The organism is Micromonospora sp. NPDC000207, from assembly GCF_040300925.1.
Classification (GTDB): Bacteria; Actinomycetota; Actinomycetes; order Mycobacteriales; family Micromonosporaceae; genus Micromonospora.
Genome location: NZ_JBEPEQ010000021.1, coordinates 1 through 18684, shown reverse-complemented (window position 1 = coordinate 18684; position 18684 = coordinate 1). Strand labels below are relative to the sequence as shown.

Sequence of the window (18684 nt, the reverse complement as noted above, 5' to 3'; positions counted from 1 at the left end):
TCGGCGTACCCGCCCTCGGCGCAGGATGGTCACATGATCGTCGGCGCACCGCCCGCAACCCCGTACGACCGGCTCGCCCGTACCGCCCGGCACCGGTGGTGGCGTCCCCTGGCCGGCACCCTGCTCGTCATCGCCGCAACGGTGGGCACCGTCTGTGTGATCTTCGGGGTGGCCGCCGTGGTGGCCGAGCTGACCGGTCGACCCACCGACGACGACGGGATCCCCGTCCTGGGTCCGGTCGCCGACACCGCACTGCTCCTACTCGCTGTCGCCGCCGCGCTGCCGTGGACCCTGGCCGCCGCCAGGTGGTTGCAGCGCCGCCCCGCCGGGACCGTCTCCTCGGTGACGGGTCGCCTGCGCTGGCGGTGGCTGGGTGTCTGCCTGCTGGTCGCGGTGCCGCTGATCGGGGTGCTGCTGTTCGGGGCCGAACTGCTGTTGCGGCTCACCGGCCACGACGAGTCACTGACCGAACCGGCCGCCTGGGTGGGGTGGCCCGCGTTCGGGGTCGCGTTGTCGATGATCGTGCTCCTCGTGCCGTTCCAGGCCGCCGCCGAGGAGTACGTCTTCCGGGGCTGGCTGCCCCAGGCCGTCGGGGCGTACCTGGCGAACCCGTGGCCGGGGATCGTGCTCTCCGCCCTGCTCTTCTCCGCCCTGCACGGCTTCGGCACCCCGTGGGGGTTCGCCGAGCTGACGGTGATGGGGCTGTTGCTGGGATGGCTGACCCGGCGTACCGGTGGACTGGAGGCCGCTGTCGCACTGCACGTGGTCAACAACGTGCTCGCGTTCGCCCTGACGGCGGCGTACGGCGGGCTGGGCGCGACGGAGACGATGGCCGACGCGCCCTGGCAGGTGGTGGCGGTCAGCGTGCCGGTGCTGGTGACGTACACGGTGCTGGTGGACCGGCTCGCCGGTCGCCGTGCGGTGGCGACGGTGACCGCCGCCCCGCCGGTCCCGGTGGCCCCCGGGCCGTACCTGGCGACCGGGCCGTACCTGGCGACCGGGCCGCGTTGAGCCGTCGGCGTGGGCGGTGCCGGACGGTCGGGGCGCAACAGGGAGGATGGCGTGGTGGACCACGACGACATGCTGTTCTCCCCCGCCGGGGTCGAGGCGCTGCGCACCGCGCTGACCCGGGCCGGCTACACCTCGCACGGGATCGCCGCCCGGCTCGGCGCGGCGGCCACCGCCGGGGTGGCCCGCAACGACTTCCGGGCCGCCCTGCGGGCGACCGAGGAACGCGACCCGCTGGCCACCCTGATCCGGCTGTTCGTCTGTGAGCAGGTCGAGCCGGAACCGGCCGTCGCCGCCGCCCTGGCCCCGCTCCCGCTGGCCGAGGCGCTCGACGCCGGCCTGGTCGAGCGGCACGGCGACGGTCTGCGGATGGGGCTGGACCTGGAACCCTACGGGGACGGGTGGTGGCTGCTCTCCGACGTGCCGGCCAGTGCCCGGCCCGGTCGCCCGCTGCCCGCCGAGCACGTCCTGGGCGTCGGCGGGGCGACCCAGACCCTGACCGGGGCCACCCTCCGACGGCCTGTGGAGACCGCGCTCGACCTGGGCACCGGGTCGGGTGCGCAGGCGCTGCACCTGTCCACCCACGCCCGCCGGGTCACCGCCACCGACGTCTCCGCCCGGGCGCTGCGCTTCGCCGCCACCACCGCCGCGCTCAACGGCCTGGAGTGGGAGCTGCTCGCCGGTGACCTGGTCGCTCCGGTCGCCGGACGCCGGTTCGATCTGGTGGTGAGCAATCCGCCGTTCGTGGTCGGCCCGGGTACCACCACCCACGTGTACCGCGACTCCGGGCGGGTCGGCGACGCGGTCGGTGCAGAGCTGGCCGCCGCCGCGCCGGGGCTGCTCACCGAGGGCGGCACCATGCAGTACCTGGCGAACTGGGTGCACGTCACCGGGGAGGACTGGGGGGAGCGGGTGTCCGGCTGGTTCACCGGCACCGGCCTGGACGCCTGGGTCGTGCAGCGGGAGGTCGCCGACCCGATGGCGTACGTGGACCTGTGGCTGTCCGACGCCGGCCAGGCCGGTGACCCGCAGCGGGCCGCCGCCTGGCTGGACTGGTTCGACGAACACCGGATCGAGGCGGTCGGGTTCGGCATCGTCTCGCTGCGGCGCAGTGGGCACGACGACCCGGTGGTCCGGGTCGAGGCCCTGCGGCAACAGGTCGAGCAGCCGATGGGCGACCGGGTCGGCGAGTGGTTCGACAGGCAGGACTTCCTCCGGGTACGCGACACCGACGGGCTGCTCGCCCAGCGCTACCGGGCCGCCGACGGGCTCCAGCTCCGGCAGGAGGCCACCATGGGCGACGAGGGCTGGGCGGTGGACCGGCAGGTGCTCGCCATGCCGCACGGTCTGCGCTGGACCGAGGAGGTCGACCCGTTGGTCCTGGCGCTGGTCGGCGGGGCCGACGGCGAGGTGCCGCTGCGGGACCAGCTCGCGTTGCTCGCCGCCGCGCACGACGTGGCGGTCGACGAACTCGCCGAGGCCGCCGGACCGATCGTGGCGCACCTGGTGGAGCGGGGCATCGTGGAGCCGGTGGTCGGCTGATGCGGGCACTGGTGCAGACCGTGGGGCGGGCCGGTGTGACAGTCGACGGCGAGGTGGTCGGGTCGATCGACGACGGCCTGCTGGTCCTGCTCGGGGTGACCCACTCGGACACCGAGCAGGTGGCCCAGACGATGGCCCGCAAGCTGCACGAGCTGCGCATCCTCGACGAGGACCGGTCGGCGGTCGACACCGGTGCCCCGTTCCTGGTGGTCAGCCAGTTCACCCTGTACGGCGACGCCCGCAGGGGTCGTCGGCCGAGCTGGACCGCCGCCGCCCCCGCCGAGGTCGCCGAGCCGCTCGTCGACGCCGTCGTCACGGCCCTGCGTGCCCGGGGCGCGACCGTCGAGACCGGGCGGTTCCGCACCCACATGCTCGTGGAGAGCGTCAACGTCGGCCCCCGCACCCTGCTGCTCGACCTCTGAGTCCCCCGGTCCCGGGGTCGACGGCACCAGTGGGGATCCACGGGTGCCGTCGCCCTCACCACCCGGCGCGGGTCGACGGCCGGGGAGGGTCAGAAGAACAGGCCCCGGGACTGGAGGGAGTGACGCAGCCAGCCGTCGAGGTGGGCCGTCCAGTCGGTGCGGTCCACTGTGGCGTGGTCGACGGTGAGGCGGCCGAAGGCGTCCCGCCCCTCGGTGAGCAGCCCACCCCGCTTGTCCAGCTCCAGGATCACCTCGGTCCGGTGCGGGTCGGAGACGAACGTGACCTCCAACTGGTTGATCGCCCGGGCGTACTGCGGCGCCGGGTAGAACTCGATCTCCTGGTAGAACGGCAGGGTCTGGTGCACCCCGTAGATGTGACCCCGTTCCACGTCGGCGCGGGCGAACCGGAAGCCCAGCCTGACGAACGCGTCCAGGATCCGTTCCTGGGCCGGCAGCGGGTGCACCGAGACCGGGTCAAGGTCGGAGGAGTCGACCGCCCGGGCCACCTCCAACTCGGTCCGCAGACCCATCGTCATCCCGTGCAGGTGCTGGCCGTACAGCACTGTCACGGGGGTCTCCCACGGCACGTCGAAGCGGAACGGGATGTCGTAGCGCTGGCCGGGGGCGAGCGGGAACGCACCGGTGATGTGCTGGCGGTGGAACTCCTGGTTGCTCTGGTACTCGTTGTCGCCGCTCTCCACCTCGACCCGGGTCTGCAGTCCGAGGGAGACGTACGAGATGTCCACCTGGTGCTCGCCGCCGAGGATCTGGACCCGGCCCTCCACCTGACCGCCGGGACGGCAGTTCGGGTTCGCCAGGACGGTCTCCACCTGCGGACCACCCACCCCCATCGCCTGCATGAGCCGTCTGAAGACCATGAAGCCCTCTCCTCGCCTGTGCGCCGACCGACCACGATGGTCGCCGATGGCACGGTAACCGACCCCACCAAGGGTTTCTGACCTGGTCCGACGGGCCTCGGCGAGGTACCGTGTCGGCAACACCCGGTGGTACGGCGGCATCGTGGTCCTCGGATTCCTGTCGGGTCCCCGATCGCCTCACTCCCGTTTCACGTCCTTCCCGCCAAGCTGTTCGTCACCGGTGCCACCAGGTGGCCCGGTAAGCGGCACGGAAGTCGACGCGGGGAGACGACGGAGATGGCCCAGCAGATGATCGAGCAGCAGCACGGTGCGAGCACCGACACCCTCACCGACCTGGACGCCACCGACGAGCGTGGTGTCTCCACAGACCTGGTTCGGGCGTACCTCAACGGGATCGGCCGGACGAAGCTGCTCACCGCGGCGCAGGAGGTCGACCTCGCCAAGCGGATCGAGGCAGGGCTGTTCGCCGAGGAGAAGCTGACCACCTGCACCCCCGTCTCGCCCTCCCTCCGGGCAGAACTCGACGTGGTCGCGGCCGAGGGCCGCGCCGCCAAGGACCACCTCCTCGAGGCGAACCTGCGCCTGGTGGTGAGCATCGCCAAGCGGTACACCGGCCGTGGCATGGCCTTCCTCGACCTGATCCAGGAGGGCAACCTCGGCCTCATCCGGGCGGTCGAGAAGTTCGACTACGCCAAGGGCTACAAGTTCTCCACCTACGCCACCTGGTGGATCCGGCAGGCCATCACCCGGGCCATGGCCGACCAGGCCCGCACCATCCGCATCCCGGTGCACATGGTCGAGCAGGTCAACAAGATGGTCCGGGCCCGGCGGGAGCTGTCGGTGACGCTCGGCCGGGAGCCCACCGTCGCCGAGGTCGCCGTCGCGATGGACGTGCCCGAGTTCCAGGTCATCGAGCTGATCTCCTACGACCGGGAGCCGGTCAGCCTGGACCAGGCAGTCGGCGAGGACGGGGAGAGCGCCCTGGGTGACTTCGTCGCCGCCGTCGACCCGCGTGACGAGGCGGGTGAGGGCGCCGGCGGGGGTGAGCTCCGCAACGAGGTACGCGTCGTGCTCGCCACCCTCTCCAAGCGCGAGCAGGCCGTGATCCGGCTCCGGTTCGGCCTCGACGACGGCCGCCAGCGCACCCTGGACGAGGTGGGCCGCGAGTTCGGCCTCTCCCGGGAGCGGATCCGGCAGATCGAGAAGGTCACCCTGCTGAAGCTGCGCGCCCCGGAGCGGGCCCAGCGCCTGGAGGCGTACGCCTGCTGACCTCCCCGCCGGCGACCGGCGACGAGAGCGTTACCGGCGAATCAAGGCCCCGGTGGTTCACCGGGGCCTTCCGCCTGTCCGGTCCCGACAGGATGACGCCGCGCCCCTGGGGTCCCTGTGGGAACCGAGTGGGTCAGAGTCGGCGGGGGCCGGTGTCGGGACGGGCCACTGCGGCACCGGTGCGGACCGTGGCGTGCAGGATCGCGTACCCGTCTGGGCGGGCCAGGACCGGGTTGAGGGTCAGCGAACGGACCCGGGGCTGGTCGTCGGCGAGCCGCCCGACCCGTAACAGCAGGTCGGCAAGGGCGGCCCGGTCCACCGGGGCGGCACCCCGATGCCCGCGCAGCAGCGGAGCCGCCCGTGGCTCGTCGACCAACTCCAGGGCGTCCCGGTCGGTCAACGGCACCGCCCGCCACGCCCGGTCACCGAGCAGCTCCGTGGCCACGCCACCCAGCCCGAACCCGACCACCGGCCCGAAGGCCGGATCCTCCACCACCTCGACCACGCACGGCACGCCCGGCGGGACCATCGCCTGGACCAGCACGTCCGCGCCGAAAGCCACTGACAGCTCCGCGTACGCCCGACGCACCGCAGCCGGGTCGGCCAGGTCCAGGCGGACCGCACCGAGGTCGAGCCGGTGCCGCAGGCCGGGAGCGGCGGCCTTCAGCACCACCGGACACCCGAGCCGGTCGACGGCGGCCAGAACCTCGTCGAGGGTACGAGCCGACACCGAGTCGACCACGTCGATGCCGTACGCGGCGAGCAGGGGACGGGTCGGATGGTCACCGGCGGCCCGGATCGCCGCCTCCCCGGCCGTCGGGTCCACCCGGGACAGGTCGGGGACGACCCCCGGTTCCCGGCTCCGCCACCGCGCGTACGTGGTGACCCGGGCCAGGGCCCGGACCGCCTCCTCGACGCTGGGGTACGCCGGCACCCCCGCCGGCAGCCGCCCGACCGGCAACGTTCCGGCCAGGAAGGTCGCCACCGCCGGTTTCCCGGTGCTCGACACGGCGGGCAGCGCGGCGGCGAAGTCACCGGCCCCGTCGGTGGGCTGGCCGGGCAGGGGCGGGGCGCAGACGGCGACCAGGGCGTCGACCCCCTCGTCGGCCGCCGCCTCGGCGAGGGCCACAGCGAACTCCCCCGCCCCGGCCTGCGGCCCCACGTCGGTGGGGTACCCGGCGGCGACTGTGAGCCCCTGGGTGGCGCAGGCGGTCGCGGCGAGGCCGGTCAGGGCGCAGGAGTTGCCGACGACGCCGACCCGGGGACCGGCCGGCAGGGGTTGGTCGGCCAGGAGCAGGCCGACGTCGAGCAGCTCGGAGACGGTGTCCACCCGGATCACCCCGGACTGGGCGAACAGCGCGCTGACCGCCTCGGTGTCCGGTCCCGGACTCTCCCCCACCCCCGGTGACCGGGCCGGTGAGGCGAGCGCCACCACCGGCTTGCTCCGGCCGATCCCCCGGGCCAGCCGGGCGAACTTGCGGGGGTTTCCGAACGTCTCCAGGTACAACATGATCACGTCGGTGCCCGGGTCGGCCTGCCAGAACTGGAGCAGGTCGTTGCCGGAGACGTCGGCCCGGTTGCCGGCCGAGACGAAGCTTGACAGGCCCAGTCCACGACGGTGCGCCTCGGCCAGCAACGCCACAGCGAACGTGCCGGACTGGCTGAAGATCCCGACCGGTCCGGGATTCGGCAGGACCGGAGCCAGGGTGGCGTTGAGGCGTACCGCCGGGTCGGTGTTCGCCACTCCGAGGCAGTTCGGGCCGACCACCCGCATCCCGGCGGCGTGGGCGGCCCGGACCACGGTCCGCTGCGCCGCCGCGCCCTCCGGTCCCGCCTCGGCGAAACCGGCCGAGACCACCACCAGACCGTGAGCCCCGGCGGCGGCCGCGTCGGCCACCACCGCCGAGGCCGCCTCCGGCGGGACCGCGACCACCGCCAGATCCACAGGCAGGCCGGCGTCGGCCGCCGACGGGTACGCCGGTAGCCCGGCGACGCTCGACGCGCTGCGGTGCACCGGCACGATCTCGCCGGTGAAACCTGCGTCCCGTAGGTGTCCGAGCAGCGCCGCACCCACCCCCTGACCGGTGGCGCTGGCCCCGTACACGGCGACACCCCGGGGGGCGAGCAGCCGGGCGATCGAACGGGCCTCGGTCCGGTGCTCCCGACCCCGCTGCACCTCAAGGGTCTGCTCGGTCGGGGCGATCGGGAAGCTGAGGTGCACCACCCCGTCGGCGAACTGCCGCTGGACCTGGTAGCCGAAGTCGGCGAAGACCCGCAGCATCGCCCCGTTGGCCGGGAGCACCTCGGCCACGAAGCTCGTCACGTCGACCTGCCGGGCCGCGTCGGCGAGGTGTTCCAGCAGGACCGAACCGATCCCCCGACCCTGGAAGGCGTCCTCGACGACGAATGCCACCTCCGCCTCCGGGTCCTGCGGGCCGAGCCGCTCGTACCGGCCGACGGCGACGATCCGGTCACCGGCCAGCACCACCAGCGCCTCCCGGTCACCGTGGTCCACTGTCACGAACCGGTCCAGGTCCCGCTGCGGGATACGCGGGTACGCCGAGAAGTACCGCAGGTACCTGGTGCGTTCGGAGAACCGCGAGTGCATCGCCACGATCCCCGGCGCGTCCTGCGGGTTGATCTGTCGCAGCTGGACCGTCGTACCGTCGCTGAGCAGTACGTCGACCGGGTACGCCCGGGTCACGACCGCCTCCCTCCGCTGTCACCGCCGGCCGGTCGGCCCACCCGCGTACGGCCTCGGGTTCAGTCCCTCGGGTCGTGCGGGTCCAGACCGAGCAGGGGGAACACCGCCTTGCGGGTGGCCGCCACCGCCCGGTCCACCGGGTCCGGTTCGCCGGTCGGCTGCCACGGCCTGTGCGTCGGGTCGACGTCGTCGGTCATCCGCAGCGGGACCTCCCGACCGGGTCGACGGGCGGCGGCCAGCTCCCGCCACGCCGGTGGGGTCGGGGTGGCCGGGGACAGCGGCTCCCCGGTGGCCACCGCCAGCAGATGGGTCCAGGCCCGGGGAACCACCTCGACCAGGGCGTATCCCCCGCCGCCGGTGGCCACCCACCGACCGTCGCAGAGTTCGTCGGCGAGCGCCCGCAGGGCCAGGTAGGTGGCGCGTTGACCGTCCACGGACAGGTGCAGGTCGGCCAGCGGGTCGACCCGGTGGGCGTCGGCACCGCACTGGGTGACGAGCACCTGCGGCCGGAACGCCCGCAACACGGACGGGACGACGGCGTGGAAGGCCCGCTGCCATCCGGGATCTCCGGTGCCCGGCGGTAACGCCACGTTCACCGCCGATCCGGCCGCCTCCGGGCCACCGGTCTCGTCGGGGAACCCGGTGCCGGGGAAGAGCGCGAGTGGAGTCTCGTGCAGGCTGATCGTGAGCACCCGGGGGTCGTTCCAGAAGACCTCCTGGACCCCGTCGCCGTGGTGCACGTCGACGTCGACGTACGCGATCCGCTCGGCCCCCAGGTCGAGCAGACGGGCGATCGCCACCGCCGGGTCGTTGTAGACACAGAACCCGGCGGCCCGGTCGGGCATGGCGTGGTGCAGCCCCCCGGCGACGTTCACCGCCCGCCGGGCCTCGCCACGCCACACCGCCTCGGCGGCGGCCACACTGGCCCCGGCGACCAACGCACTGGACTCGTGCATCCCGGGGAAGACCGGATTGTCCGAGGTGCCCAGGCCGTACCCGGCGAAGAGCGGGTCGGTGGGGGCGGCCCGTACCGCGTCGAGGTAGTCGGCGGTGTGCACCCGGGTGAGCAGGGCGTCGTCGGCGGGTCGCGGACGGACCAGGCGTACCCCAGGGCGGTCCAGGACGCCGAGCTCGCGGGCGAGCGCGACTGTCAGCTCGACCCGGACCGGGTCGAGCGGATGATCACCGAGGTCGTAGGCGAGCAGGGACTCGTCCCACACCACCACCGTCTCGTCCGACATCAGGCCATCGTCGCACGTCGGACCGATGTCCACCGGGCAGCGTGGTCACCGACAGGCCGCCACACCGGTCAGCCGGGCTGCGGCCCGGTCGCCACCGGGCGCCCCGGATCGGCGATCCAGTTGCTCCAGGACCCGACGTAGAGCGCGGCGTCCGGGCGTCCCGCGAGGTGCAGGGCGAGGACCGCCTGCGCGGCGGTCACCCCCGAGCCGCAGTACGCCCCGACCCGGCGGCCCGGCTCCACCCCGACCTCGGCGAACCGCAGTCGCAGGTCGTCGGCGGACGGGTACCGACCGTCCGTACCGACCAGCGCGGTGGCGGGCAGGTTCACCGCCCCGGGTACGTGACCGGCGACGTTGTCGATCGGCTCGGTCTCCCCCCGGTACCGGGCAGCGGCCCGCACGTCGAGCAGGACCCCCGGCGTGGTGTCCCGGGCCGGGTCGGCCTGCGTACCGCCGGTCGGATCCACGAGGTGGACGACCTGGTCCGGGTCGAGGACCGGCAGTCCGCCCGGATCGACCACCACGTCCCCCGGAACCGGGGCGGGCGGATCGGTGCCGGTGGGCAGCCCGGCCCCGACCCAGGCGGGCCAGCCGCCGTGCAGCACCCGGACCGGCCGGTGGCCCGCCCAGCGCAGCGTCCACCAGGCTCGGGCGGCGGCCATCCCGTCGCCCCCGTCGTACACCACCACGGGGTGACCGGCCCGGACCCCGGCGGCCCGGAGAACGGCCTGGAGGGTGGCGGGGTCGGGCAGCGGATGCCGACCGGCCGGGCCGGGCGGCCCGCACAGGTCGGCGTCCAGGTCGAGGAAGACAGCGCCGGGCAGATGACCGGCGGCGTGGTCGCCCCGCCCGGACGGCCCGGACAGCCGCCACCTGACGTCGAGCAGCGTGGGCGGGTCGGGCCGCGCCAGCTCGGCGGCGAGACGATCGGGCTCGACGAGCGGGTTCGCGGATTCGGGCATGCCGCCCAGTCAACACCATCGGGGCAGCTGACGGCGGTTCGACAGAGGTCGTTCGGCGGACGCCGAGGTAGCATCGGCCACGGAAACCGCTGGCGTGGAGTGTGACCTCGTCGACACGACCGAGGGTCGACACCTTCGTCGCCAGGAAGGGATGAAGGTGTCTAAAACAGATCTAGTCGATACGACCGAGATGTACCTGCGCACCATCCTCGAACTGGAGGAGGAGGGTGTGCCGCCGCTGCGCGCCCGGATCGCCGAACGGTTGCGGCAGAGCGGACCCACTGTCAGCCAGACAGTGGCCCGGATGGAGCGCGACGGACTGCTCACCGTCGAGGGAGACCGGCACCTGACCCTCACCGACCAGGGCCGCACCAGCGCGGTCGCGGTGATGCGCAAGCACCGGTTGGCCGAACTCCTGCTGGTCAACGTGATCGGGATGCCCTACGAGGAGGCCCACGAGGAGGCCTGCCGGTGGGAGCACGTGATGAGCGACGCCGTCGAGCAGCGGGTGTACGACCTGCTCAACCGGCCGACCCGGTCGCCGTACGGCAACCCGATCCCAGGACTGGAGGAACTGGGTAGCGCGGGAACGCCCGACGTCCCCGGCAACGACAGCGAACGCAACCTCGCCTTCCCCGGCCTCTCCGGGGCGGTGGTGGTCCGACGGATCTGCGAGAGCGTCCAGACCGACTCCGACGTGCTCCGGCAACTGCACGCCGCCGGCGTCGACCCCGGTGCCACGGTGACCGTCGTCCAGGAGCGCGACGGCGTCTCCATCGACCGCTCCGGCGACCGGGTCCGGTTGCCCCGGGAGGTCGCCTCCCGGGTGTTCGTGGCCGCCGGCTGACCGTCGTACCGCCCCGATCCACGCCGGTCGACCGGTCACCCGGTCGACCGGCGGCGTCGTCGACGCCCCGGTCAGAGGGGCTTGACCTCCACCGACTTGGCCAACTCGGTCAGCTTGCCGGCCAGCTCCTGCGCTGCGGACCGCTCGGCGTCGGCAGGCAGCGTGTAGCGCAGGATCGCCAGGCGACCCTGGTCGGCCAGCCATCCCACCTCGGCGACCGGACCGTCACCGTCGGAGGCCGCCACGGTCCGGCGGTACGCCTGCTGCCCCAGGCCGGAGACAGTCTCGGCCTGCTGCGGCACCACGTCGGCGGCGAACGACGCCCGGTCCAGTGAGGTCTTGCTGACGCTGAGGGTCAACTCCGGCAGGTCGTCCTGCCCAGCCCGGACCACACAGGTGTGGCTGCCGTTGCGCTCGCCGGCGGCGGCCACGTCGAACCTGACCCCGGCGTGCTCCTCGATCTTCGCGAAGTCCAGCAACTCGCAGGCCCCACCGGCCGAGGCCGCCGGTTCGGCAACGCCCTGCGGTGTGTCCATCGGCGGCACCGGCGGCTTCGTCACCCGCTCGTCCGACTCCTGCGCACAGCCCGTCGCCAGCAACACCACCGCCGCAACCCACCACACCCGCCCGCGCACTGTCTCCACCTCCCGGTGACGTCCCGCCCCGAATGCCCGTCGGCCACCGTACGGAAAGAGCGGACGGGAGGAAAGTCGTCAGTCGTCCACATACGGACAGTGCCGACAGCCACGCCCACAGCACGTGCCTCGCCGGGCGAGGAAACCGGCGCTGAGCACGAACAGTCCGGTCGCCGGGTCGAGGTAACCGGACTCCCCGGCGGCGAGTGCGGCGGCGTGCACCGCCAGGATCCGTTCCCGGTCGGGGTGGTCGTCGGGCAGCCGGGACGGGTGCGGCTCGGTCAACGCCCGACCCGCCAACGGCACCCGCTCCCCACCCACCGCAGCAGTGTAGGAAAACAGGGGACGCCCCCGGACATCGTGGTCCGGGGGCGTCCCCTGTCGCTCAGGCGCGTGACTGCCGCCCTCAGCGCAGACGAGACCGCGACGGGTCAGCTGCAGCCGCTGGTGGAGCCGCACCCCTCACAGACGTAGCAGCTTCCGGCGGGGCGCATCTTCGTACCGCAGGTGAAGCAGAGCGGTGCGTCGGCGGCCTTGCCGATCACGGCCTCCAGGAGTTCGGTGCTGGAGCCGACCGCCGGAGCAGGCTTGGCGGCGACGACGTCGGCGACCTCCTGGGCGGGCTGGGCGACCGGACCGATCTTGGGCTCCGGCGCGGCCTCCACCGGCGCGGAGGCGGCCATCGCGGTGAGGTCGGTGCCGTTCGCCTCCGCCTCCGCCTCGGCCCGCAGCTGGGCGGCGCGCTCCTTGGCGGTGAAGATGCCCAGCTCGGCGCGGCGGTCGTACGGCAGGAAGTCCAGCGCCAGCCGACGGAAGATGTAGTCCATCACCGAGGCGGCCATCCGCACGTCCGAGTCGTCGGTCATCCCGGCCGGCTCGAACCGCATGTTGGTGAACTTGCTGACGTACGTCTCCAGCGGGACGCCGTACTGCAGCCCGATGCTGATCGCCACCGAGAAGGCGTCCATCACACCGGCCAGGGTGGAGCCCTGCTTGGACATCTTGAGGAAGACCTCGCCGAGCCCGTCGTCGGGGTACGACGAGGCGGTGAGGTAGCCCTCGGCACCACCGACGGAGAAGCTGACCGTCTGCGACGGGCGCTTCTTCGGCAGCCGCTTGCGCACCGGGCGGTACTCGACGACCCGCTCGACGGCCGGCTCCGCCACGGCGGCCGGGGCCTCGGCGACCTCCGCCGCACCCTTGTTCGGCTTCGCCACCGACAGGGGCTGGCCGACCTTGCAGTTGTCCCGGTAGATCGCCAGCGCCTTCAGGCCGAGCTTCCAGCCCTCGAAGTAGATCTTCTCGACGTCGGCGACGGTGGCCGCCTCCGGCATGTTCACCGTCTTCGAGATCGCCCCGGAGATGAACGGCTGCACCGCCGCCATCATCCGCACGTGGCCCATCGGGGCGATGGAACGCTCACCCATCGCGCAGTCGAAGACCGGGTAGTGCTCCGGCTTCAGGCCGGGGGCGTCCACCACGTGACCGTGGTCGGCGATGTGCTCGACGATCGCCTCGACCTGCTCCTCCGGGTAGCCCAGGCTGCGCAGGGCACGCGGCACCGTCTGGTTGACGATCTGCATCGAGCCGCCGCCGACCAGCTTCTTGAACTTGACCAACGCCAGGTCCGGCTCGACGCCGGTGGTGTCGCAGTCCATCATCAGGCCGATGGTGCCGGTCGGGGCGAGCACGCTGGCCTGCGAGTTGCGCCAGCCGTTCTTCTCGCCGACCTTGTTGCCCTGGGTCCACTGCTTCGTGGCCTCACGGACGATGGCGGTGGCGACCGTACCGCTGGGCTTGATCTCGTCGTTGGCGGCGGCGTGCTTGCGCATGACCCGCTTGTGCGGCTCGGCGTTGCGGGCGTAGCCCTCGTACGCGCCGACGATCCCGGCCAGCTCCGCCGAGCGGCGGTACGCGGTACCGGTCATCAGCGAGGTGATCGCCGCCGCGACGGAACGCCCCTGGTCCGAGTCGTACGGCAGACCGGAGGCCATCAGCAGCGCGCCGAGGTTGGCGTACCCGATGCCGAGCTGCCGGTAGGCACGGGTGGTCTCGCCGATCTTCTCCGTCGGGAAGTCGGCGAAGCAGATCGAGATGTCCATCGCGGTGATGACGAACTCGACCGACCTGACGAACTTCTCCACCTCGAAGCCACCGTCGGAGCGGAGGAACTTCATCAGGTTCAGGGAGGCCAGGTTGCACGAGGAGTTGTCCAGGTGCAGGTACTCCGAGCACGGGTTCGACGCGGTGATCCGCCCGGTCTCCGGGCAGGTGTGCCAGTCGTTGATGGTGTCGTCGTACTGCAGACCGGGGTCGGCGCACTCCCAGGCGGCCTGGGAGATGGTCCGGAACAGCTTCTTGGCGTCGATGGTCTCGATCACCGCGCCGTCGAGTCGGCCACGCAGGTCGAACCCGCCGCCGCCCTCCACCGCGCTCATGAACTCGTCGGAGACCCGGACCGAGTTGTTGGCGTTCTGGTACTGGACGCTGACGATGTCCGAGCCGCCGAGGTCCATGTCGAACCCGGCGTCGCGCAGCGCGCGGATCTTGTCCTCCTCGCGCGCCTTGGTGACCACGAACTCCTCGATGTCGGGGTGGTCCACGTCGAGGATGACCATCTTGGCGGCCCGCCGGGTGGCCCCGCCGGACTTGATGGTGCCCGCGCTGGCGTCCGCGCCCCGCATGAAGCTGACCGGTCCGGAGGCGGTGCCACCGGAGGAGAGCAGCTCCCGGGAGGAGCGGATCCGGGACAGGTTCACCCCGGAACCGGAGCCGCCCTTGAAGATCAGCCCCTCTTCCTTGTACCAGTCGAGGATCGAGTCCATCGAGTCGTCGACGGCCAGGATGAAGCAGTTGTGGACACGGAGGTTCCCGGCCAGGAACTCGCCGCTCTCGGTCTGGATGTCGTAGACCGCCATCGCGCCGAGCGGCTCGATGCGGTCGACCTCCAACTGCTTGACGTCGTTGGCCGGACGACCCGGCTTGGCGAAGCCCGCCTCCAGCTTGGCCATCTTCTCCGCGCCGACGAACCCGATGTGCGTGGCGAAGGCGTCACGGTCGCCGTCGTTCTGGATCCGGACGGTCCAGATGTCCTGGCGGTCCGGCCGGGGGTCGGCCTTACGCGACACGTGGGAGAAGATCCCGAACCGCAGGAGCAGGCTCTGAACCCCCCGGACCAGCTCCTCGGAGATCATGTCTGCGGCGACGAGGGTCGAGCTCTCCCGCGACGAGACGTAACCCTCGGCCTGGAAGATGCTGCGCAGGTACGCGGCGACGACCGGGAGCGGTGCGGTCAGGAGTCGCTGCGGCACCGTCATCTCGGCGCCACGGACCGACAGGTTCCACTTGTCCACGAAGGGGCGCAGGCGCTCCCCGTGGAGGCGGGTCCGCCGACGGTCCAACGTCTCGTCCTGGGTCGCCACGGTCCGCACCTTGCGGTGCGCGTCGGGGAAGACCTCGTCCAGGGAGCCGGTCACCCAGTCCAACTCGTCGTCGTTGACGGTGATCGCCTCGATCGTCAACGACCGGTTGGCGCCCTCGGTGTACTGACCGACGAACCTGTCCGACTGCAACCACCCGGCGAGGGCGGCCTCCCGGATCTCCCGCAGGTCGATCTGGTCCTCGCCGTAGGCGTACGTCCGGTGCCATTCGAGCTGGTCACCCGGCTTCAGGGTGCCCGCCTCCACCCACTTGCCGCTACCGGCCCCGGTGCTGAGCCAGACGACGTGGTCCGGCGTGACGTCGAGCTGGTAGCCCGCCTTGGTGTGCAGCCGGATGACCTCACGGACACCGTTGTCCTTGACGGCGACGATCCTGGTCAGGCCGCTCGCGTCGTACACCTTGGTGCCAACGGCCCCGTCCTCGACCAGCTTGCCGATCGGCACCAGCCCACCAGGGGTGCTCACCAACGAGTCGTACGGCAGACACGCCGAGACCTGCTGGGGTGACGGCGTACCGACGTTGAACCAGACCGGGGAGTTGAAGCTGAACACCTGGTGCAGCAGCATCCAGGTCAGTTCGTGCTCGAAGATCTCGGCGTCGCCGGGGGTGGCGAAGTATCCGTGCAGCTCACCGGCCTTGCGGTAGGTGACCACCACCCGGTCGATGAGCTGCTTGAGCGACCACTCCCGCTCCGGGGTCCCCACCGCGCCCCGGAAGTACTTGGTGGTCACGATGTTGGCGGCGTTGACGCTCCACGCCTCGGGGTACTCCACCCCGCGCTGCTCGAAGTTGATCGAGCCGTCCCGCCAGTTGGTCATGACGATGTCGCGTCGTTCCCAGGCGACCTCGTCGTAGGGGTGGACCCCGTCGGTGGTCCAGACCCGCTCGACCTTGAGTCCCGCGCCGGCCTTCGACCGCGACCGGCTGGTTGTCACGCCGTCCCCCGCCATCTCATCCACCCCTCGTCCGCGCAGCATCGCACCACGCATGGTCACTGTCGTGAAAAAATCGGAAAAAGCTCAGTTGGTACGGCCGTCGGCCCGCGCCGCGCCGTCGGCGATCCCCACCGTCACGGTGGGGTCGCCCGGGGGCGCAGTCGCCGGTACGCGGTCGGCCGGAGCAGGGTCGCCTGCCTCCCGGGCCCGCGCCACCTCCCGCAGCGTCTCGATCTCCCGCTCGAAGTCGGCGAGGGAGTCGAACGACCGGTAGACGCTGGCGAACCTGAGGTACGCCACCTCGTCCAGGTCCCGCAGGGGGCCGAGGATGGCCAGTCCCACCTCGTGGCTGGGCAGTTCGGCAGCGCCCTTGGCGCGGACGGTCTCCTCCACCCGCTGGGCGAGCAGGGCGAGTGAGTCGTCGTCGACGGGTCGCCCCTGGCATGCCTTGCGCACCCCGCCGATGATCTTCGTACGGCTGAAGGGCTCGGTCACCCCGCTGCGCTTGACCACGGCGAGGACGGCCTCCTCGACTGTGGTGAACCGCTTGCCGCACTCGGTGCAGGACCGCCGACGACGGATCAGCTGACCGTCGTCGGCCTCCCGCGAGTCGACCACCCGGGAGTCGGCGTGTCGGCAGTACGGACACCGCATCGCCCGACCTCCTCGCCATCGATTCGCAGGCAGCACCAGACACCCCCGTCGCACGCGCCGGGGCGACGGCAGCCATCACCGATGGCTGCCGACTGGCTGGCGGTACGGGGAGTGCGGTCGGTAGTCGAACCCAACCTGTAGGCGACTTACACCCATGTGACTACTACATCTAGGGGTCGACCGTATGCCGCTGACGGACCCCGGTCAAGTTGACCGGCGTGTCCGGCGCGTCACCACACCATCCGGTCACCACCCCCGCACACCCGGCGTTGCACCACCGCACGGACCAGGGCGGATTCCCCCCACGGACCCGGGCGGACCCACCGCGTGGACCGGGCCGGCCCGCCTGGCGCAGCGGGCCGGACCCGTCCGAGTCTCCAACGCCTCGAACCCGACCGGGTTACCCACCCCGCCGACGATCCGATCGCACACCTGTTCCAACCGGACGTATCATCGGCAGAACAGCGGTTCGGAATACCGGGCATCCGTCACCGACACCCCGAAAACGGTCGTACAGATGTTTGAAAATGGCCGATCCCACCTATACGGTCAGGAACAGTCGGGCAGCACCGCAACGGCGGGTCGCCCGGCCTTCACCGTATGCACCACGTGCCGCAAGGCAGTCAGCGCCGACCAGGGAGGACGGACGTGACCGAGGAGCGGGCCAGCCGGCCGAAGCACCCGCAGCAGAAGACCGACGCGGGTCCACCGGCCAGTCGGCGTCGTGGCGCCCCGCGTAGCCGTCCCGGCCAACCCGCCGTACGGCCGGTCGCCCCGGTGAGCGCGTTCTCGGAGCCGGCCACCGTCGACCTGACCGCTCGGCAGCGCCGGATCCTGGAGTTCATCCGGACCTGGGTCGACCGGCACGGTTACCCACCGAGCGTCCGGGAGATCGGCGAGGCGGTCGGCCTCGTCTCGCCCTCCAGCGTCGCCTACCAGCTCAAGGAGCTGGAGAAGAAGGGCTTCCTGCGCCGCGACCCGAACCGCCCCCGGGCGGTGGACGTCCGCACTCCCGGCGACGCCGTCGACGACGAGCTCTCCCGCGCGCAGCGCCCCGCCCCGGCGTACGTGCCGATGCTGGGCCGGATCGCCGCCGGTGGCCCGATCCTCGCCGAGCAGTCGGTGGAGGACGTCTTCCCGCTTCCCCGCGAGTTGGTGGGTGAGGGCGAGGTCTTCATGCTCCAGGTCAAGGGCGACTCGATGCTCGACGCGGCGATCTGTGACGGCGACTGGGTGGTGGTGCGCCAACAGCCCACCGCCGACTCCGGCGAGATCGTGGCAGCGATGCTCGACGGTGAAGCAACCGTCAAGACCTACCGTCGCCGCGACGGGCACGTCTGGCTGATGCCGCAGAACCCGGCCTTCGACCCGATCCCGGGCGACGACGCCACCATCATGGGACGGGTCGTCGCGGTGCTGCGCCGGATCTGACCGGCCCGAACTCGTGCCGTCGCAGGCAGTCGGCAGGGTCAGTACCGCTCACCCCGGTAGTCGTTCGGGCCGTCGTCACGCCGCCGACCACGGGAATCCTGGTCTCGGGAGTCAGGATCCCGAGGTGCCCGGCGCGGTGGTTCGGCCCGGCCGCCGCCGTAGACCCCGCCCCGACCGCCTCCACCGGCCTGGCCGCTGCGGCCACCGCCTCCGCCGGGCTGGCCGCCCCGGTTGCCCTGAGGTTGTCCGCCCCGACCACCGGCCGGCGGTCGTCCACCACGACCGCCACCGCCCTGGCCACCTGGGCCACCGCGTGGCTGCCCGCCGTCGCGGCCTCCCGAGCCCCCACCGCGTGGCTGCCCACCGCCCTGGCCACCCGAGGCCGCTCCCCCGTAGACCCCGCCGCCACCACGGCCGCCCTCGCTCGCGGCCCGACCACCGCCGTCCTCGGCCGGAGGCCGACCACCGCCGTAGACGCCGCCGCCCCGGCCGGACTGACCGCCGCCGTACACGCCGCCACCGGCCTTGCCACCGGTGGGCTTCCCACTCCCCCCGGGTCGCCCTCCGCCGGCACCACCGGGCCGAGCCGGGCCGGGCTGTCCCCCCGGCCGGGGTACGGCGGCGGCAGCCGCCCGTCCCGAGCCGGCACCGGCACCGGCACCGCCGGGACGGGCCCCCGCACGAGCTGCGGCGGGCGCGTCCTGGTCTCCCGGGC

The 18684-nt window shown here is 72.4% G+C and carries 13 protein-coding genes and 4 pseudogenes; 7 read left to right on the top strand and 10 right to left on the bottom strand.

All coding sequences use genetic code 11. The annotated features are described in order from the left end of the window. Nucleotides 1–33 precede the first annotated feature (33 nt). Genes ABT336_RS07690 through dtd form a run of 3 tightly spaced genes read left to right on the top strand, consistent with a single transcriptional unit; the run spans nucleotide 34 to nucleotide 2972 of the window. Nucleotides 34–1011 carry a CPBP family intramembrane glutamic endopeptidase gene (locus ABT336_RS07690; RefSeq protein WP_350895718.1) on the top strand — a complete coding sequence of 326 codons (978 nt, stop codon included), beginning with the start codon at nucleotides 34–36 and terminating at the stop codon, nucleotides 1009–1011. 54 nt (nucleotides 1012–1065) lie between these two features. Then, nucleotides 1066–2550, top strand: a complete 1485-nt coding sequence (locus ABT336_RS07685) for a DUF7782 domain-containing protein (RefSeq protein ID WP_350895752.1) — start codon at nucleotides 1066–1068, stop codon at nucleotides 2548–2550. Further along, a complete protein-coding gene (gene dtd / locus ABT336_RS07680; protein WP_350895717.1) occupies nucleotides 2550–2972 on the top strand; it encodes a D-aminoacyl-tRNA deacylase in 423 nt (140 codons plus the stop codon). Before ABT336_RS07685 ends, dtd begins: the two co-directional genes overlap by 1 nt. An 89-nt stretch (nucleotides 2973–3061) precedes the next feature. Here dtd and ABT336_RS07675 read toward each other — a convergent pair whose 3' ends face one another. Beyond that, a complete protein-coding gene (locus ABT336_RS07675; protein ID WP_350895716.1) occupies nucleotides 3062–3850 on the bottom strand; it encodes a sporulation protein in 789 nt (262 codons plus the stop codon). Nucleotides 3851–4126: 276 nt separating this feature from the next. Here ABT336_RS07675 and sigB point away from each other — a divergent pair, with 276 nt between their 5' ends. Continuing rightward, nucleotides 4127–5119 (top strand): RNA polymerase sigma factor SigB, encoded by a 993-nt coding sequence (gene sigB / locus ABT336_RS07670; protein ID WP_350895715.1) that lies wholly within the window; start codon nucleotides 4127–4129, stop codon nucleotides 5117–5119. 133 nt (nucleotides 5120–5252) lie between these two features. On the opposite strand, the gene ABT336_RS07665 is transcribed toward sigB, so the two are convergent. From ABT336_RS07665 to ABT336_RS07655, 3 genes are all read right to left on the bottom strand, one after another. Beyond that, nucleotides 5253–7823 (bottom strand): bifunctional acetate--CoA ligase family protein/GNAT family N-acetyltransferase, encoded by a 2571-nt coding sequence (locus ABT336_RS07665; RefSeq protein WP_350895714.1) that lies wholly within the window; start codon nucleotides 7821–7823, stop codon nucleotides 5253–5255. 59 nt (nucleotides 7824–7882) lie between these two features. Then, nucleotides 7883–9064, bottom strand: coding sequence for an acetoin utilization protein AcuC (locus tag ABT336_RS07660; RefSeq protein WP_350895713.1), 1182 nt, complete (start codon nucleotides 9062–9064; stop codon nucleotides 7883–7885). 68 nt (nucleotides 9065–9132) lie between these two features. Then, nucleotides 9133–10026: a sulfurtransferase gene (locus ABT336_RS07655; protein ID WP_350895712.1), complete on the bottom strand. Its 894-nt coding sequence runs from the start codon at nucleotides 10024–10026 to the stop codon at nucleotides 9133–9135. 151 nt (nucleotides 10027–10177) lie between these two features. On the opposite strand from ABT336_RS07655, the gene ABT336_RS07650 reads away from it, so the two are divergent. Then, nucleotides 10178–10873 (top strand): iron-dependent transcriptional repressor DtxR, encoded by a 696-nt coding sequence (locus ABT336_RS07650; protein ID WP_350895711.1) that lies wholly within the window; start codon nucleotides 10178–10180, stop codon nucleotides 10871–10873. A gap of 71 nt (nucleotides 10874–10944) precedes the next feature. Here the strand turns inward: ABT336_RS07650 and ABT336_RS07645 are convergent, their stop codons facing one another. The 6 genes and pseudogenes from ABT336_RS07645 to nrdR form a co-directional block, all read right to left on the bottom strand. After that, nucleotides 10945–11508, bottom strand: coding sequence for a hypothetical protein (locus ABT336_RS07645; RefSeq protein WP_350895710.1), 564 nt, complete (start codon nucleotides 11506–11508; stop codon nucleotides 10945–10947). Between the two features lie 78 nt (nucleotides 11509–11586). Then, nucleotides 11587–11829 carry a DUF5522 domain-containing protein gene (locus ABT336_RS07640; RefSeq protein WP_350895709.1) on the bottom strand — a complete coding sequence of 81 codons (243 nt, stop codon included), beginning with the start codon at nucleotides 11827–11829 and terminating at the stop codon, nucleotides 11587–11589. A 110-nt stretch (nucleotides 11830–11939) separates the two neighbouring features. Then, nucleotides 11940–14372, bottom strand: a pseudogene (locus ABT336_RS07635) (vitamin B12-dependent ribonucleotide reductase); the annotation flags it as partial. A gap of 177 nt (nucleotides 14373–14549) precedes the next feature. After that, a pseudogene (locus tag ABT336_RS07630) lies at nucleotides 14550–15431 on the bottom strand (LAGLIDADG family homing endonuclease); the annotation flags it as partial. After that, a pseudogene (locus ABT336_RS07625) lies at nucleotides 15432–15899 on the bottom strand (vitamin B12-dependent ribonucleotide reductase); the annotation flags it as partial. It lies immediately after the preceding pseudogene. 69 nt (nucleotides 15900–15968) lie between these two features. Continuing rightward, entirely contained in the window at nucleotides 15969–16538 is a 570-nt protein-coding gene (gene nrdR / locus ABT336_RS07620) for a transcriptional regulator NrdR (RefSeq protein ID WP_350895708.1), read from the bottom strand. A gap of 648 nt (nucleotides 16539–17186) precedes the next feature. On the opposite strand from nrdR, the gene lexA reads away from it, so the two are divergent. Both lexA and ABT336_RS07610 read left to right on the top strand, forming a co-directional pair. After that, nucleotides 17187–17969 carry a transcriptional repressor LexA gene (gene lexA / locus ABT336_RS07615; protein WP_350895707.1) on the top strand — a complete coding sequence of 261 codons (783 nt, stop codon included), beginning with the start codon at nucleotides 17187–17189 and terminating at the stop codon, nucleotides 17967–17969. A gap of 242 nt (nucleotides 17970–18211) precedes the next feature. Beyond that, nucleotides 18212–18684: pseudogene (locus tag ABT336_RS07610) on the top strand (hypothetical protein); the annotation flags it as partial.

Excerpts from the sequence above, each read along its gene's own strand:
- ABT336_RS07655 (WP_350895712.1), bottom strand. The coding sequence starts at position 10,026 with ATGCCCGAATCCGCGAACCCGCTCGTCGAGCCCGATCGTCTCGCCGCC.
- dtd (WP_350895717.1), top strand. The coding sequence starts at position 2,550 with ATGCGGGCACTGGTGCAGACCGTGGGGCGGGCCGGTGTGACAGTCGAC.
- ABT336_RS07650 (WP_350895711.1), top strand. The coding sequence starts at position 10,178 with ATGAAGGTGTCTAAAACAGATCTAGTCGATACGACCGAGATGTACCTG.
- ABT336_RS07690 (WP_350895718.1), top strand. The coding sequence starts at position 34 with ATGATCGTCGGCGCACCGCCCGCAACCCCGTACGACCGGCTCGCCCGT.
- sigB (WP_350895715.1), top strand. The coding sequence starts at position 4,127 with ATGGCCCAGCAGATGATCGAGCAGCAGCACGGTGCGAGCACCGACACC.
- ABT336_RS07660 (WP_350895713.1), bottom strand. The coding sequence starts at position 9,064 with ATGTCGGACGAGACGGTGGTGGTGTGGGACGAGTCCCTGCTCGCCTAC.
- ABT336_RS07675 (WP_350895716.1), bottom strand. The coding sequence starts at position 3,850 with ATGGTCTTCAGACGGCTCATGCAGGCGATGGGGGTGGGTGGTCCGCAG.
- nrdR (WP_350895708.1), bottom strand. The coding sequence starts at position 16,538 with ATGCGGTGTCCGTACTGCCGACACGCCGACTCCCGGGTGGTCGACTCG.